The organism is Pseudomonas sp. EpS/L25 (assembly GCF_001512295.1).
In the GTDB taxonomy this organism is placed as follows: Bacteria; Pseudomonadota; Gammaproteobacteria; order Pseudomonadales; family Pseudomonadaceae; genus Chryseomonas.
Map to the genome: position 1 here is coordinate 617,837 of NZ_LNUP01000002.1, position 14,330 is coordinate 632,166.

Here is a 14,330-nt window from a genome sequence, read left to right on the forward strand (position 1 = left end):
CTCCGCGATGAATTGGGATGCCTGGGCCCGTGAGGACATTGACCACATGATGAACGCCAGCCAAGCGGTTGCAGCACGTCAGAGCCCACTGCTCTAGGACAGCACGTCACACTCATCCCAGGTACAGAACAAAGGGTATCCCCACCCGGAGTCTAAACCCGATCACGCATCAAGCTGCACTCGCAGCCTAGTTGCGGCTGTACCTACAAGCGCCAGCATCACACCGCCCATTTCGCCCTGTTCCTAGACCAAATCCCGTCGGCCTGCATAGCCGGTGCGCTGGTCTGTGAATACGCGCTGCATCCTCCGCCAGACCATGAGCCGCAAGGGCTCAACTCTTTTGCCATTCCGGCAGACAACCTCTACTTAGGACATCAAACCGATGAGATACGAAACCCGCGCGGGCCGAAAGCCTATCGCGAAAGCACTCGTTATCCGGGCGCTTCGTGCACTTCAAGCGCAAGGAATCCCGGCCACTTTACAGACCATCCTGGAGCGCGAGCCCAAGCTGGCCACATCTACAGCGCTGCACGCCCTGGCCCAACTGCCAACTGAGGCGAACCTGCAGGTGCGCAGTCTGCCAGGCAGCCGAGGTACCCGGCAGTACATCCTGGCTACGGCTGCCCTGCACCACGGCATCAAGTTGGACCCCGACACCATCCGCGAGGGTGCCCGTTCGGAGAACACTCTGCTGGTCATTCTGGCCGGCCACGCTAAAGGAGAGCGCTGATATGGCCCGTCCCCGCAAGATCAACCTAGACCGCAGCGCAGTAGAGTTGCTGGACCTGACCCTCAAGGCGTCCACTCAGCGATTCAAGCAGGCGCTGGACCCCGACAACGGCTACCCCATCGACGCTGCCACCATCAGCGCAAGTGTGTCGCTGCTCAAGTTGGTAGAGGCCCGCGCCGCTGCCACTCGCGATGACCACGCTGTTGAGTTGGCGAAGCTCCAGGCCGAGTTCCATTCCAGGCGTCAGCCCAAGTCCAGCGCACCGCGAGAAGAACTATCCGAAGAAGCCATCCTGGCCCTGTACGAGGGGGCAGGGCTCAAACCCAACGTAGACAAATAACCACATGCTGATGCGCCGGAGGGCTATCGCCTGAAACCTTCAGCCACCATAAACGCGAGGCCCGATATGACCACCGCACAAGAACTTCCCCACCGCATACAAACCACCATCGCTAATTACACGGCCCTGTGCGCAGTGCATGCGCTCCTGCCCCTCAAAAGCCAGCGTCAGATAGCGACCGAATTGAAGTTGTCTCGCCGTAAGGTTGCCGAGCATGCAGCTCGCCCGCGACCTCTCGACCTAGATATGAGCGCAACATCCGACGCGATTGATATCTACCACCCAATGACGAGTGAACCAACGATGAAGCGAAGCGATGCATTAACCGCAATCTGTGCGCTTGCTGTCCGTCCAGTCGGTGTCCGTTATTACGAGTATGAGCACATTCTTCTCGCGTGCTTTGGCGCCACTGCTGAGGGCAAACTCAATATGTCTGAGGAGGAGCACCGTCAGATTCGATCAGATGTGAAACGCAAGGCGCGTGCAAGTGGACAGGAGGCGGTCTTTGTACCTGCGTGGATTGATGCCAACGATCCGCGAGCTAGCCAGCAAGCGATGTTGAATGCTGCCCAGCGCGTCTTTGAAGCCATTGAACACGCAGCGTTGGAGTTCGCAGAGCGTTTCCCTGGTGTGCCCTACCAGTCAGCCATGCATGAACTCCGGTGCATCGCCGTTCCTGGTGTGAGCGCTGAGCCGCTGGGGCAGCGGTTGGAACGTACTGCCGCTATCGTCGATTACCTGGCGGGCCACCCCATTAATATAGCGGGGCAATTGGCCCGGCCCTCTACGGCGCGGGTTCCAGAGGGTGCCCCTTTGCAAGTGGCCCACGACGATTCAGAGTTGGCTCGCCTCTGCCTGTGACAGACCGGACAATTCTGTCCCGTCTGCATTCACGGCCTGAATCAAGCTGCACCTGCGCGCCGACCTTCCTTCCACCAAGCCCTAGCATCGCCTTGCCGCGAGGTGTAGCCGTGGGCAACTGATACCGAGACCAGCATGCTAACAACCTTCGACGACATTCTAGCGGTCCACGCCAGCTTTCCCGAGGAGACCTTTGCGGAATCCCAGGCCCGGCGGGATTCCAAGGTCCTGACTTTGGCCCGCCTCTACGAATTGCACGACCAGGTAACACAGCGCCAGCAGGCCCGCCAGGCTGCCCCCGTGCCAGTGCCGGCAAGCATCCAGCCCGAAGACCCTAACGTCGAGTCGGGTATTCCGCAAACCGCCCACACCGGGCAGATGACCCGCCGCCTGCCAGGGACCGTACTCGGCATCAACGCATAGGCCCCTGGCGGCCGCTCTGAGGGCCTTACCTGGCCGATCAGTCAACCCTAAGGCACGCCACGGAGGCCGCCTGTAGCGCCTCCTGTGAGCCTTCGTGCGCCTTATCTATCGAGACCCAGCATGACCCTTACCGATGAACTGCGTGTGGCCCTGGCTGCCGCTGCCCTCTGGACACCCTCCAGCCAGCTAAACCGCAGTGCCTTCGTCCGGCAGACCTTGCGCTCCGCAAGTCGATGGACCCGCAAGGGCTGCCCGCTGGACACCCTTCCAATCCTGCGCCGTCTTGCTGACCGCGCCTGACCTATCCCATATCAAAGAGACCTGAACCATGACTATCAAAACCCAACCCGTGGTAGCTGCAGCCGACCAGACCGCCCGTGCCCTGCTGGCTGTGCTCCAATCCACCGTCACACTGGACCGCGAAGACGTTCCGACCCTGACCGCCCCGACCCTGCCCGAAGGCTATGCCGAGGTGAAATACGGCCTAGACCGGATGGGCGAATATATGGCGCAGGGCGAGCGTGGCGAGTCCCGCCGTACCTCTGTCGATGACGTGACCCGCGACCTGACCGAACTGCTAGCACGTGCTGCAGAGAAGGGCCTACCGTTCGCCCAACTGCCGGCCGCCTTTGCCTATGACCAGGCCATGACCGTGCACCGCGAGCGTCAAGCCAACTACATCCGAGGCAGTGGTGCCCGTGCCGAAGCACTGGCCCTGGCCGCCTCTGATTGGATCGATGACCTAAAGGCTGTACTGGTGCTGCGCGATGCAGTCGACGCTGATGACATGCAGGAGGCCGCCCAAGAGCGCACCAAGACCAGCGCCGCCATGGCTCTTAAGCTCTACGTCGATGACAAGTACAGCAGCACTGTGGCCTCGACTCTGCCGGTGCTGGCTGCTGGCCGTGGCTTGATGCATCTGCAGAGCGCCGGGGTTGCCGTAGCTGACTTGACCCAGGAGGACCTCGAAGTGCTCGCCGCCCTGGTTGGTCTGGCTATCGCGCCTCTACCGCTGCCGAACTACGGCCTGTCAGCTGATGCCCTGGACTTCTACGTTGGCGATTCGATGATTCGCGTAAACCACTGCACCGCGACGCTGTACCAGGTGGGCGATACCGGCGCGGGCCAGTCGCTGCTGCCTGTACGTGTCCTGGCTGCTACTAATGCAAAGGTCCTGGCAGACGCGCAGCAGGAGCTGGTCCAGGTTGCTTAACGTCCGAGCCCAGTAGCACGCGCCTTGATAATAGGTGCGTCGGGCGACAAGGTACGGAGGAGGGTGGTCCAGGCAATTGGATGGATTGTCTTCCTCCTGAACCACCCGCGCCGCTGTGGCATAGCGAGGTCGGTCATGTGAGCCCAAAAGGCAATCTGCTTGTTGAGCCGCTGCCACTCCGCATGTCCTGCCTCGGTCATAGCCCCTCCGTGGAGCAGCGCGTCTTCATAGAGCACAGTCACGACATTGAGTGCGTCGATGTATTGGTCCGTTTGCTCGGGCGTCTGCAAGCTGAAGGTAAGCACGATTGTTTGCTGATCTAGCTTTAGTCCGGTGGCCTTGCTCACCCGGTCCAGTGGGAGTAGCTGCTTCATGCGTCCTGCCTTGGTATTGATCCGATTGATATCAATATGGCATTGCTCAAGAAAGCTGTATAGCCCTCCTGGACCGGGACACAAGCCCCGGCCACTTGTCGGATTCACGCGGCGGCGTCACCCTTTAACTCATTGATATTAATGACATTTGCGCCATCCACGACCTTGTGGATGAAGTGCAGCTTGGCGATCACTGGCGCGGGCAGGGCGAAAGGGTAGAAGTCCGGCTGGCCCATGCTGCGCGACAGCTCGTTGAGCATGGCCGCGAGTTCGATCCAGGCGTTGGCGAAGCCGAGGAACTCGTCGTCGCCGCGGTCTTCGGCCTCGTACAGCGCCTCGCGGGTGAAGGGCTGGAAATCCAGCTGGGTGGTGGTCGCGTTCATACCCAGGTTGGCCGCCGTGGCGAGGGTGTCCATCATGTGCAGGTAGTGTGCCCAGGTTTCCGCCCAGTCTTCCCAGGGATGCATGGTGGCATAGGCGCTCACGTACTGGGTGTCCCAATCCGCCGGTGCGCCCTGCTGATAGTGGCGCTCCAGCGCTTGACCGTAGTCGGCGCGTTCGTCGCCGAACAGGGCGCGGAAGGGTTCTTCCCAGTCGGTGCCGGCGACCAGCCGGTCGAAGTAATAGTGGCCGACCTCGTGGCGGAAGTGGCCGAGCAGGGTGCGATAGGGCTCGTGCATGTCGGCCCGTACCTTCTCGCGATGGGCGTCGTCCGCTTCGAGGATGTTCAGGGTGATGAGGCCGTTGGCATGACCGGTGGTGGGCGTGCCGTTGGCATCCGGGGCGAGGAAGTCGAAGGCCAGTCCCTGTTCGGGATCGACGCTCTGCGGGATCACCTGCAGGCCCAGGCCCAGCAATTGCGCGACCAGCTGCCGCTTGGCCAGCTCCAGCTTGCGCCAGCGCTCGCCATTGCCCTCGAAGGTGAGATCGGGAATGGTGTGGTTGAGCTGGCAGGCCAGGCAGAAGTCGCTGCCTGCATCGGCGGGCACCAGCCAGTTGCAGGCGGCCGGAGTATCCAGGTTCGCGCAACGGCGATAGAGACCACTGCTGGCGTCGGGCAGTTGCCAGAGACCGCCGTCGCCAGGTTGCAGCGCCGTGGGCGTGCCCTGATCCGGGGCATAACCGAGGGCGGCGCCGCAGGCGAGGCACTCGCTATTGGGAAAGAAGATGGCCTGCCCACAGGTGCAGTTGGCGACCTTGCGTTGCACGGGTAGCGCACGCAGGGCGTTGCGTTCTAGGCGGTTCGAGCTGTAGCTTCCGAGAAAGTTGCGCATGTTGGATACCTGGCGGGAACGACCGCGTCTGACACCGAGCGGAACGCTGGCGCCTTGCTAGCGATTTAGTAGAGCGGGCGGTGATTGGAGTTCCGGGTTGTTCGTCGCCTGGTCGGTACGAGAAGCCCTCTGCGACGCCCTCTGGGGTGTCGGGGCACGAGATTTGCTCTTCCTTCGAGTTCAACCGGTGAACGGAGTCTCCCTGTGTCCATCCATGTCGCTCTGCAGCATATCAGCCATTACACCTACGATCGCCTGGTGGAACTGGGCCCGCAGATCGTGCGGCTGCGCCCGGCACCCCATAGCCGAACCCGCATCCTGTCCTATTCGCTGCGGGTCCAGCCGGAGCAGCATTTCATCAACTGGCAGCAGGATCCCCAGGGCAACTACCTGGCGCGGCTGGTGTTCCCCGAGCCGACCCGCGAATTTCGCGTGGAGGTCGACCTGATCGCCGAGATGGCGGTGTTCAACCCCTTCGATTTCTTCCTCGAACCCTACGCCGAAAAAATCCCTTTCACCTATGCCGAGGAGGAGCGGCGCGAGCTGAGCGCTTTTTGCGAGTGCCTGCCCGTGATGCCCCTGTTCGAGCATTACCTGGCCGGCATCGTCCGCGAGCCGGTGGCGACCCTGGACTTCCTGGTCGCCCTGAACCAGCGCCTGAGTCGCGACGTGGCCTACCTGATCCGCCTCGAACCCGGCGTGCAGACCCCGGAGGAGACCCTGGAGAAGGGCTCCGGCTCCTGCCGCGACAGCGCCTGGCTGCTGGTACAGCTGCTGCGTCACCTGGGATTGGCGGCGCGTTTCGTCTCCGGCTACCTGATCCAGCTGACGGCCGACCAGAAGGCCCTGGACGGCCCCTCCGGCACCGAGGTGGACTTCACCGACCTGCACGCCTGGTGTGAGGTCTATCTGCCCGGCGCGGGCTGGATCGGACTCGATCCCACCAGCGGCCTGCTGGCCGGCGAGGGTCACATCCCCCTGGCCTGCAGCCCGGAACCAGCCTCGGCAGCGCCCATCTCCGGCCTGGTCAGCGAGAGCGAGTGTACCTTCACCCATCAAATGGGCGTGGAGCGCCTGTGGGAAGCCCCACGGGTCACACGGCCCTACGACGAGCGCCAGTGGCGGGACGTCCTCGCCCTGGGCCGGCGGGTGGACGCCGACCTGCAGGCCCAGGACGTACGCCTGACCCTCGGTGGCGAGCCGACCTTCGTCGCCCTCGACCATCCCGACGACGAGGAGTGGAGCACCGCCGCCCTGGGGCCGAACAAGCGCCGCCTGGCCGCCGAGTTGTTCCACCGCCTGCGCCAGCACTACGCACCCCAGGGGCTGGTGCACTTCGGTCAGGGCAAGTGGTATCCCGGCGAGCAACTGCCACGCTGGTCGCTCAACTGCTTCTGGCGCGCCGACGGCCAACCGCTGTGGCGCGATCCCGCCCTGCTGGCCGACGAGCGTCGCGACTACGGTGCCGACGCCGCCCTGGCCGAGCGCTTCGTGCAGGAAGTGGCCCAGCGTCTGGGCGTGGCCGATGAGCATCGCTTCCCGGCCTTCGAGGACTGGCTGTACTACCTCTGGCGCGAGCGCCGTCTGCCGAGCAACGTCGACGCCCTGGACTCGCGGCTGAGCGATCCGCTGGAGCGCGAGCGACTGCGGCGGGTGTTCGACCAGGGCCTGGATCGGGTAGTGGGCTACGTCCTGCCGCTGGCGCGTACCGTCGCCGAGGATGGCTGGCGCAGTGGGCCCTGGTTCCTGCGCGAGGAGCAGTGCCGGCTGGTACCGGGCGACTCCCCGCTGGGCTATCGCCTGCCGCTGGATTCCCAGCCCTGGGTGCGCGACGAAGACTATCCCTACCTGCACCCCACCGATCCCAACCAGGCCTTGCCACCCTTGCCCGATCCCGTCCGCCAGCAGGAACGCTGGCGTCCGCCGCGGCCGGCACGCAGCGTCGATGCGGGCAAGGTTCAGGCCGCACCGGCGCCGTTCGACTCGGCGAGCGACATCGTTCGGACCGCCTTCTGCGCCGAGCCGCGCGAGGGTCGGCTGTACCTCTTCATGCCGCCACTGGCACGCCTGGAGGACTACCTGGAGCTGGTCGCCGCCATCGAGGATAGCGCTACCGCCCTGGGCTGCCCGGTGGTACTGGAAGGCTACGAGCCGCCGCGCGACGCCCGACTGATCAATTTCCGCGTGACCCCCGACCCCGGCGTCATCGAGGTCAACATCCATCCGGTCGCGACCTGGGATGCCCTGGTCGAGCAGAGCGAATTCCTCTACGAGGCGGCGCGGCTGTCGCGCCTGACCAGCGAGAAGTTCATGGTCGACGGCCGCCATACCGGTACCGGCGGTGGCAGTCACTGCGTGCTGGGCGGGGCGACGCCGGGCGATTCGCCCTTCCTGCGCCGCCCCGACCTGCTGCGCAGCCTGATCAGCTACTGGCACAACCATCCCTCGCTGTCCTACCTGTTCGCCGGCCTGTTCATCGGCCCGACCTCCCAGGCGCCACGGGTCGACGAGGCGCGCAACGACGCCCTCTACGAACTGGAACAGGCCTTCGCCCAGCTGCCGGCGCCGGGCACCGCCTGTCCGCCCTGGCTGGTGGATCGGCTGCTGCGCAACCTGCTGGTGGACGTGACCGGCAACACTCACCGCGCCGAATTCTGCATCGACAAGCTCTATTCGCCCGACAGCGCCAGCGGGCGCCTCGGCCTGCTGGAGTTGCGTGCCTTCGAGATGCCGCCCCATAGCCGCCTGCAGTTGGTGCAGCAACTGCTGCTGCGCGCCCTGGTCGCCCGGTTCTGGCGCGAACCCTATGCGCCGGAGCGCCTGGCCCGCTGGGGCACCGAGCTGCACGACCGCTTCCTGCTGCCGCACTTCATCCAGGATGATTTCCAGGACGTGCTCGCCGAGCTGGCCGACGCCGGTTACGCCTTCGACCCGGCCTGGTTCGCCGCGCACTTCGAATTCCGCTTTCCCAAGTACGGCGACTTCGCGGTCAAGGGCATCGAGCTGGAGCTGCGCCAGGCGCTGGAACCCTGGCACGTGTTGGGCGAGGAGGGTGCCATCGGCGGCACGGTGCGCTATGTCGATTCCTCCCTGGAGCGGGTCCAGGTCAAGGTCACCGGCCTCGCGCCGGATCGCTACGCCCTGACCTGCAACGGCGCCCGGGTGCCGCTGCGGCCGACCGGCCGAGTGGGCGAATATGTCGGCGGGGTGCGCTTCCGCGCCTGGCAACCGGCTTCGGCCCTGCACCCCAACCTGGGCGTGGACGCCCCCCTGGTGTTCGATCTGGTGGATACCTGGATGCAGCGCTCCCTGGGTGGTTGCCAGTATCATGTGGCCCATCCGGGCGGGCGCAACTACGCTACGCTACCGGTCAACGCCTATGAGGCGGAAAGTCGGCGCCTGGCGCGCTTCTTCCGCTTCGGGCATACCCCGGGGCGGCAGGTTCCGACTTCTCTCGCGACGAGTCTGGAGGCCCCCTTCACCTTGGATCTGCGCCAGACCCACGTCAGCTGACCGCTCCCGACATGCAACCGACCTCCACACGTGCCGCCCTCGAGGCGGCCGGCAGCTTCAACGAGCTCTGGGACCCCCGCGGCGGCGTCCGCCCGACCTGGCGCCGCTTCTACGGGCACCTGGCCGGGTTGCGGCCGGCCCAGCTGGACCAGCGCCAGGCGCTGATCGCCCGGCAGATCCAGGAAAACGGCGTGACCTACAACGTCTACGCCGATCCCAAGGGCAGCGACCGGCCCTGGGCGCTGGACCTGCTGCCGCAGCTGATCTCGGCGGAGGAATGGGCGCCGCTGGCCGCCGGGGTGGCGCAGCGGGCCCGGTTGCTCAATCGGGTGCTGGGCGATCTCTATGGCGAACAGCGGCTGCTGCGCGAGGGCCTGCTGCCGCCGGAGCTGGTGTTCGGCCACAACAACTTCCTCTGGGCCTGCCAGGGCCTGCGCCCGCCGGGCGATACCTGGCTGCACGTCTATGCCGTGGACCTGGCGCGGGCGCCGGATGGCCGCTGGTGGGTGCTGGCGGACCGCACCCAGGCACCCTCCGGCGCCGGCTATGCCCTGGAGAACCGTCACATCGTGGCGCGCGCCTTTCCCGAGCAGCACCGCGACCTGCAGGTCCAGCCGCTCAATGGTTACTTCCAGGCCCTGCAGCGTACCCTCAGTGCCGGCCTGGACACCGGTGACGAGGCGCCGCTGGCGGTGCTGCTCACCCCGGGGCGCTACAACGAGACCTATTTCGAGCACCTCTACCAAGCGCGGCAACTGGGCTTCCCGCTGGTGGAAGGCCAGGACCTCACGGTTCGCGACGCCTGCCTCTACCTCAAGACCCTGAGCGGACTGCGACGGGTCCACGCGGTGTTCCGCCGCCTGGACGACGACTTCTGCGATCCGCTGGAACTGCGTACCGACTCGGCCCTGGGCGTGCCCGGGCTGCTGGAGGCGGTACGCCAGGGCAACGTCATCATGGCCAACGCCCTGGGCAGCGGCCTGCTGGAGTCGCCTGGCCTGCTGGGTTTCCTGCCCGGCGTCTGCCAGGCGCTGCTGGGCGAGACCCTGGCGCTGCCGGCGGTCGCCACCTGGTGGTGCGGCGAGACGCCGGTGCGGGAAGAGGCCCTGGCGCGCCTCGGCGAGCTGGTGATCAAGCCGGCCTATCCCTCCCAGCGCTTCGAGCCCGTATTCGGCAAGGCCCTGGATGCCGAGGAGCACGCTGCCCTGCGCGAGCGCATCGAGGCGCGGCCCCATGCCTACGTCGCCCAGGAGCGCATCCAGCTCTCCCGCGCGCCGGTCTGGCAGGGCGGCAGCCTGCAGTCGCGGGCCATCGGCATGCGCGTCTATGCCGTGGCCAGCGAAGATGGCTACTGGGTGATGCCCGGCGGGCTGACCCGGGTCGCCCACGAGGGCGCCGAAGTGGTGTCCATGCAGCGTGGCGGTTCGAGCAAGGACACCTGGGTGCTGGGTGGCAGTCGCAGCGCCGCCGAGGTGCCAGCACCGCGCATGCTGGGGGTGCGCGACCTGGTGCGCAAGGATCCTTTCCTGCCCTCGCGCACCGCCGAGAATCTGTTCTGGTACGGGCGCTACAGCGAGCGCTGCGAAGATGCCGCGCGCCTGCTGCGCATCGTGCTCAGCCGCTACCTGGATGCCGACGACCAGGGACCGGCGGTGCAGGCCGCCATCGAACTGGCCATGGCCCTGGAGCTGCTGCCGGAGGAGGGCACCCTCGCCGAACAGCTGCATGCGGCGCTCGGCCCGGGCGACTTCCCCAGCGGTCTCGGCGCCAACCTGCAACGCCTGCACTGGGCCGCGGCCCAGGTACGTGGACGGTTGTCGCCGGAGAACTGGCGCGCGGTCCGCGAGGTGGAGCGCGAGGCGCGCGGACTGGGCCAGGTAGGCAGCGAGCCGGGCGAAGCCCTGCAGAGCCTCAACCGCCTGGTGATGGCCCTGGCGGCGGTGGCCGGCTTCACCTTCGACGACATGACCCACGACGAGAGCTGGCGCTTCCTGATGATCGGCCGGCGTATCGAGCGGGTGCAGTTCCTCGCCGGCAGCCTGGCGCAGTTCCTCGAAGGCGGCGCCACCTGGGATGCGGCGGGGCTCGAGTGGCTGCTGGAACTGGGCAACAGCATCATCACCTACCGCTCGCGCTACCAGGCGGCACCGCAACTCATCCCGGTGCTGGACCTGCTGATGCTGCACGAGCACAACCCCTATTCGATCCGCTTCCAGTTGCATGCTCTGATCAACGCCGTGGAACACCTGGAGCGCTACTTCGGCCTGGCGCGCGATCCCGCGCTGAACGACGCCTACGATCGCCTGCGCCGGTTCGACCTGGGCACCCTGGAAAGCACCCTGTTCGGCGACGTCGGCCGGGTCGAGGTCCAGCAGGGCCTGGCGCGGCTGCTGCGGCAGATCGCCGAGGCCAGCGGCCAGCTCTCCGAACGGGTCATCTATCGCTGCTTCGCCCATGTCGACGTCGTGAGCCAGCGCACGGTGTCCATGTGATGAAGCAGGTTCGCTATCGCATCCAGCACGACACCCACTACCGCTACGAGGCGCCGGTGTCGCTCTCGCAGCAGTTGCTGCACCTCTCGCCGCGTGAGTGCGCCTGGCAACGTTGCCGGTCGCAGCAACTGGCCATCCTGCCGGCACCGACCCAGCGCCAGGACGCCTGGGACGCCTTCGGCAATCCGCTGACCCGGCTGTCCTTCGAGCGCCCGCACGACGAACTCTACGTCGGCACCGACCTGGAGGTGGAGGTGGATTCCCGCGCCGGATGGGTGCTGGAAGACTCGCCGGCCTGGGAAGAGGTACGCGAGGGCCTGCGCTATCCGGCGGCCACCGTGGCGCTGGACGTCCACCATTTCCGCTTCGAATCGCCGGCGGTCCCCATCGACCGCATCTTCGCCGGCTTCGCGGCGGACTGCTTCCCGCCTGGCCGGCCGCTGCTGCTGGGGTGCCAGGCGTTGATGGAGAAGATCAACCGCGAATTCCGCTTCGACGCCACCGCCACCCAGGTGGCGACGCCCTTGCGCGAGGTGCTGGAGCATCGCCATGGGGTCTGCCAGGACTTCGCCCACCTGATGCTGGCCTGCCTGCGCGGCCTGGGCCTGGTGGCGCGCTATGTCAGCGGCTACCTGCTGACCCAGCCGCCGCCCGGCAAACCGCGGCTGATCGGTGCCGACGCCTCCCACGCCTGGGTCAGCGTGCATTGCCCGGTGCTGGGCTGGGTCGACTTCGACCCCACCAACGACGTCCTGCCGGATCTGGAGCACATCACCCTGGCCTGGGGCCGCGACTTCACCGACGTCTCGCCCCTACGTGGGGTCATCCTCGGCGGCGGGAATCACGATCCGGTAGTCGAGGTGACGGTGACGCCGCTGTAGACGTAACGCTGGAAAGGATTCCAATCATGAAAAATGACCGCTGGCTGAATATCCCGCTTGGTCCTTCCCGTTCTTCGTATTTCGGTTCGACGGCCTTCTACGTCCTGCTGGGATCCGCTGTGATCCTATGGCCCAAGACGCTGGAGGCCTGGCTCTATCTGCTGTTCGTCGGCCTGCCACTGACCTGGTTGGTGTTGGGTAATTTCTTGGGCCTGGACGACTGGCAGCGGCGTTGTCGCTATAGCTTCGCGCCTCTGATGATCTGGGTCGTGCGGGTCTTGTTGATAGTGGCGATCTTCAAGGCGGAACCGCTGATGCGGCCCGGTTTTACCTGGCTGTGGCAGCAGGGCAGCGCCTGGCTATCGGCCTTCCGATAGTTGCTCCATTGTTGGCTATACCAGGACCGGCCGTACCTTCTTCGCTCTTTTAGCTGCTCCAAGTCCTTTTGCAGCAAGAGGCCGGCATGGCCAGGCTTGACGATTCCGGTGTTCTCGATTAAATGTATATACATATATAGGCTGGTATGGGCGCTGCCGCTGTCTGCATTCTATGGGGTATCGCGGCATCAGGGCGGTGCGAGGGCCTGGGGCCCGGTACTCTGCCACGACCTCGCCATCGATCACGCCTGGGAGCAGGGGCTGACGCTGCCCATCATCGACACTGGAGTCACCGAATGAACACCCTCACCCTGCAGCCCGGCCACCTGACCCTGGCCCAGCTCCGCGAGATCCATCGCCAGCCCGTCACCCTGGTGCTGGCCGAGGGTGCCGCGGCGGCCATCGACGCCAGCGTCGGCTGCGTCGAACGCATCCTCGCCGAGGGTCGCACCGCCTACGGCATCAACACCGGGTTCGGCCTGCTGGCCTCGACCCGCATCGCCCCCCATGACCTGGAGAAGCTGCAGCGCTCCCTGGTGCTGTCCCACGCCGCCGGTATCGGCGAACCGCTGGACGACGCCCTGGTGCGGCTGATCCTCTGGCTCAAGGTCAACAGCCTGGCGCGCGGCTTCTCCGGCATCCGCCGCCAGGTGATCGACGCCCTGGTGGCACTGATCAATGCCGAGGTCTATCCGCACATTCCGCTCAAGGGATCGGTGGGTGCCTCGGGTGACCTGGCGCCCTTGGCCCATCTATCCCTGGTGCTGCTGGGCGAGGGCAAGGCGCGTCATCGCGGTCAGTGGCTGCCGGCCAGCGAGGCCCTGGCGGTCGCCGGCCTGGAGCCTCTGACCCTGGCGGCCAAGGAGGGTCTGGCGCTGCTCAACGGCACCCAGGTGTCCACCGCCTACGCCCTGCGTGGCCTGTTCGAGGGGGAGGATCTCTATGCCGCCGCCACCGTCTGCGGAGGACTCAGCGTGGAGGCCATGCTTGGCTCGCGCGCGCCCTTCGATGCACGCATTCATGCCGCCCGTGGCCAGCGTGGCCAGATCGACGCCGCCGCGGCTTATCGGGCGCTACTCACCGAGACCAGCGAGATCGCCCAGTCCCACGCCAACTGTGACAAGGTGCAGGACCCGTACTCGCTACGCTGCCAGCCCCAGGTGATGGGCGCCTGCCTGACCCAGTTGCGCCAGGCCGCCGAGGTACTGGAGGTGGAGTCCAACGCCGTCTCCGACAATCCCCTGGTGTTCGCCGAGGAATTCGAGGTGATCTCCGGTGGCAACTTCCACGCCGAGCCGGTGGCGATGGCCGCCGACAACCTGGCCTTGGCCCTGGCCGAGATCGGTGCCCTGTCCGAACGGCGCATCTCGCTGATGATGGACCGGCACATGTCCCAGCTGCCGCCCTTCCTGGTGGAGAACGGCGGGGTCAACTCCGGCTTCATGATCGCCCAGGTCACTGCCGCGGCCCTGGCCAGCGACAACAAGGCCCTGGCTCACCCGGCCAGCGTCGACAGCCTGCCCACCTCGGCCAACCAGGAAGACCACGTATCCATGGCGCCCAACGCCGGCAAGCGGCTCTGGGCCATGGCCGACAACGTGCGCGGCATCCTCGCCATCGAATGGCTGGGGGCCTGCCAGGGCCTGGACTTCCGCACCGGGCTCAAGACCACGCCGGTGCTGGAGCGGGCTCGTGGCCTGCTGCGCGCCGCGGTACCCTACTATCAGGAGGACCGCTTCTTCGCGCCGGACATCGAGCGTGCGGTGGACCTTCTGGCGGGCGGCTGCCTGAACGAGCTGGTGCCGGCGCAGTTGTTGCCCAGTCTCTGATCGTGCGGTGGTCCGGCAGGCAC

13 protein-coding genes are annotated in these 14,330 nt (G+C 66.0%); 11 read left to right on the forward strand and 2 right to left on the reverse strand.

Going from position 1 to position 14,330, the window contains the following annotated elements:
- The first annotated feature begins 382 nt into the window (after positions 1-382).
- From AR540_RS04035 to AR540_RS04055, 6 genes are all read left to right on the forward strand, one after another.
- Positions 383-730 (forward strand): hypothetical protein, encoded by a 348-nt coding sequence (locus AR540_RS04035; protein WP_059226551.1) that lies wholly within the window; start codon positions 383-385, stop codon positions 728-730.
- A gap of 1 nt (position 731) precedes the next feature.
- Positions 732-1,070, forward strand: a complete 339-nt coding sequence (locus AR540_RS04040) for a hypothetical protein (RefSeq protein ID WP_059226552.1) — start codon at positions 732-734, stop codon at positions 1,068-1,070.
- Positions 1,071-1,136: 66 nt separating this feature from the next.
- Positions 1,137-1,931, forward strand: a complete 795-nt coding sequence (locus AR540_RS04045; protein ID WP_059226553.1) for a hypothetical protein — start codon at positions 1,137-1,139, stop codon at positions 1,929-1,931.
- A gap of 135 nt (positions 1,932-2,066) precedes the next feature.
- Complete coding sequence (locus tag AR540_RS04050; protein ID WP_059226554.1) at positions 2,067-2,354, forward strand: hypothetical protein; 288 nt, start codon at positions 2,067-2,069, stop codon at positions 2,352-2,354.
- Between the two features lie 120 nt (positions 2,355-2,474).
- The gene (locus AR540_RS25190; RefSeq protein ID WP_153014163.1) at positions 2,475-2,654 is read left to right on the forward strand and encodes a hypothetical protein; all 180 of its coding nucleotides are present in this window, start codon (positions 2,475-2,477) and stop codon (positions 2,652-2,654) included.
- 28 nt (positions 2,655-2,682) lie between these two features.
- Positions 2,683-3,567, forward strand: coding sequence for a hypothetical protein (locus AR540_RS04055; RefSeq protein ID WP_059226555.1), 885 nt, complete (start codon positions 2,683-2,685; stop codon positions 3,565-3,567).
- On the opposite strand, the gene AR540_RS04060 is transcribed toward AR540_RS04055, so the two are convergent.
- Both AR540_RS04060 and AR540_RS04065 read right to left on the reverse strand, forming a co-directional pair.
- Entirely contained in the window at positions 3,564-3,941 is a 378-nt protein-coding gene (locus AR540_RS04060) for a hypothetical protein (protein WP_059226556.1), read from the reverse strand. The genes AR540_RS04055 and AR540_RS04060 overlap by 4 nt on opposite strands.
- A gap of 104 nt (positions 3,942-4,045) precedes the next feature.
- On the reverse strand, positions 4,046-5,215 hold the full coding sequence (locus AR540_RS04065; protein WP_059226557.1) for a zinc-binding metallopeptidase family protein: 1,170 nt from the start codon (positions 5,213-5,215) through the stop codon (positions 4,046-4,048).
- Positions 5,216-5,419: 204 nt separating this feature from the next.
- On the opposite strand from AR540_RS04065, the gene AR540_RS04070 reads away from it, so the two are divergent.
- From AR540_RS04070 to hutH, 5 genes are all read left to right on the forward strand, one after another.
- Positions 5,420-8,728, forward strand: coding sequence for a transglutaminase family protein (locus tag AR540_RS04070; protein WP_059226558.1), 3,309 nt, complete (start codon positions 5,420-5,422; stop codon positions 8,726-8,728).
- Positions 8,729-8,739: 11 nt separating this feature from the next.
- The gene (locus AR540_RS04075; protein ID WP_059226559.1) at positions 8,740-11,220 is read left to right on the forward strand and encodes a circularly permuted type 2 ATP-grasp protein; all 2,481 of its coding nucleotides are present in this window, start codon (positions 8,740-8,742) and stop codon (positions 11,218-11,220) included.
- Positions 11,220-12,101: a transglutaminase family protein gene (locus AR540_RS04080; protein WP_059226560.1), complete on the forward strand. Its 882-nt coding sequence runs from the start codon at positions 11,220-11,222 to the stop codon at positions 12,099-12,101. Before AR540_RS04075 ends, AR540_RS04080 begins: the two co-directional genes overlap by 1 nt.
- A 26-nt stretch (positions 12,102-12,127) precedes the next feature.
- Complete coding sequence (locus AR540_RS04085) at positions 12,128-12,478, forward strand: hypothetical protein (protein ID WP_059226561.1); 351 nt, start codon at positions 12,128-12,130, stop codon at positions 12,476-12,478.
- Between the two features lie 296 nt (positions 12,479-12,774).
- A complete protein-coding gene (hutH, locus tag AR540_RS04095; RefSeq protein ID WP_059226563.1) occupies positions 12,775-14,307 on the forward strand; it encodes a histidine ammonia-lyase in 1,533 nt (510 codons plus the stop codon).
- The last annotated feature ends 23 nt before the right edge of the window (positions 14,308-14,330 follow it).

Coding starts and splice junctions, on each gene's coding strand:
- AR540_RS04035 (WP_059226551.1), top strand. CDS start 383: ATGAGATACGAAACCCGCGCGGGCCGAAAGCCTATCGCGAAAGCACTC.
- AR540_RS04040 (WP_059226552.1), top strand. CDS start 732: ATGGCCCGTCCCCGCAAGATCAACCTAGACCGCAGCGCAGTAGAGTTG.
- AR540_RS04045 (WP_059226553.1), top strand. CDS start 1,137: ATGACCACCGCACAAGAACTTCCCCACCGCATACAAACCACCATCGCT.
- AR540_RS04050 (WP_059226554.1), top strand. CDS start 2,067: ATGCTAACAACCTTCGACGACATTCTAGCGGTCCACGCCAGCTTTCCC.
- AR540_RS25190 (WP_153014163.1), top strand. CDS start 2,475: ATGACCCTTACCGATGAACTGCGTGTGGCCCTGGCTGCCGCTGCCCTC.
- AR540_RS04055 (WP_059226555.1), top strand. CDS start 2,683: ATGACTATCAAAACCCAACCCGTGGTAGCTGCAGCCGACCAGACCGCC.
- AR540_RS04060 (WP_059226556.1), bottom strand. CDS start 3,941: ATGAAGCAGCTACTCCCACTGGACCGGGTGAGCAAGGCCACCGGACTA.
- AR540_RS04065 (WP_059226557.1), bottom strand. CDS start 5,215: ATGCGCAACTTTCTCGGAAGCTACAGCTCGAACCGCCTAGAACGCAAC.
- AR540_RS04075 (WP_059226559.1), top strand. CDS start 8,740: ATGCAACCGACCTCCACACGTGCCGCCCTCGAGGCGGCCGGCAGCTTC.
- AR540_RS04080 (WP_059226560.1), top strand. CDS start 11,220: ATGAAGCAGGTTCGCTATCGCATCCAGCACGACACCCACTACCGCTAC.
- AR540_RS04085 (WP_059226561.1), top strand. CDS start 12,128: ATGAAAAATGACCGCTGGCTGAATATCCCGCTTGGTCCTTCCCGTTCT.
- hutH (WP_059226563.1), top strand. CDS start 12,775: ATGAACACCCTCACCCTGCAGCCCGGCCACCTGACCCTGGCCCAGCTC.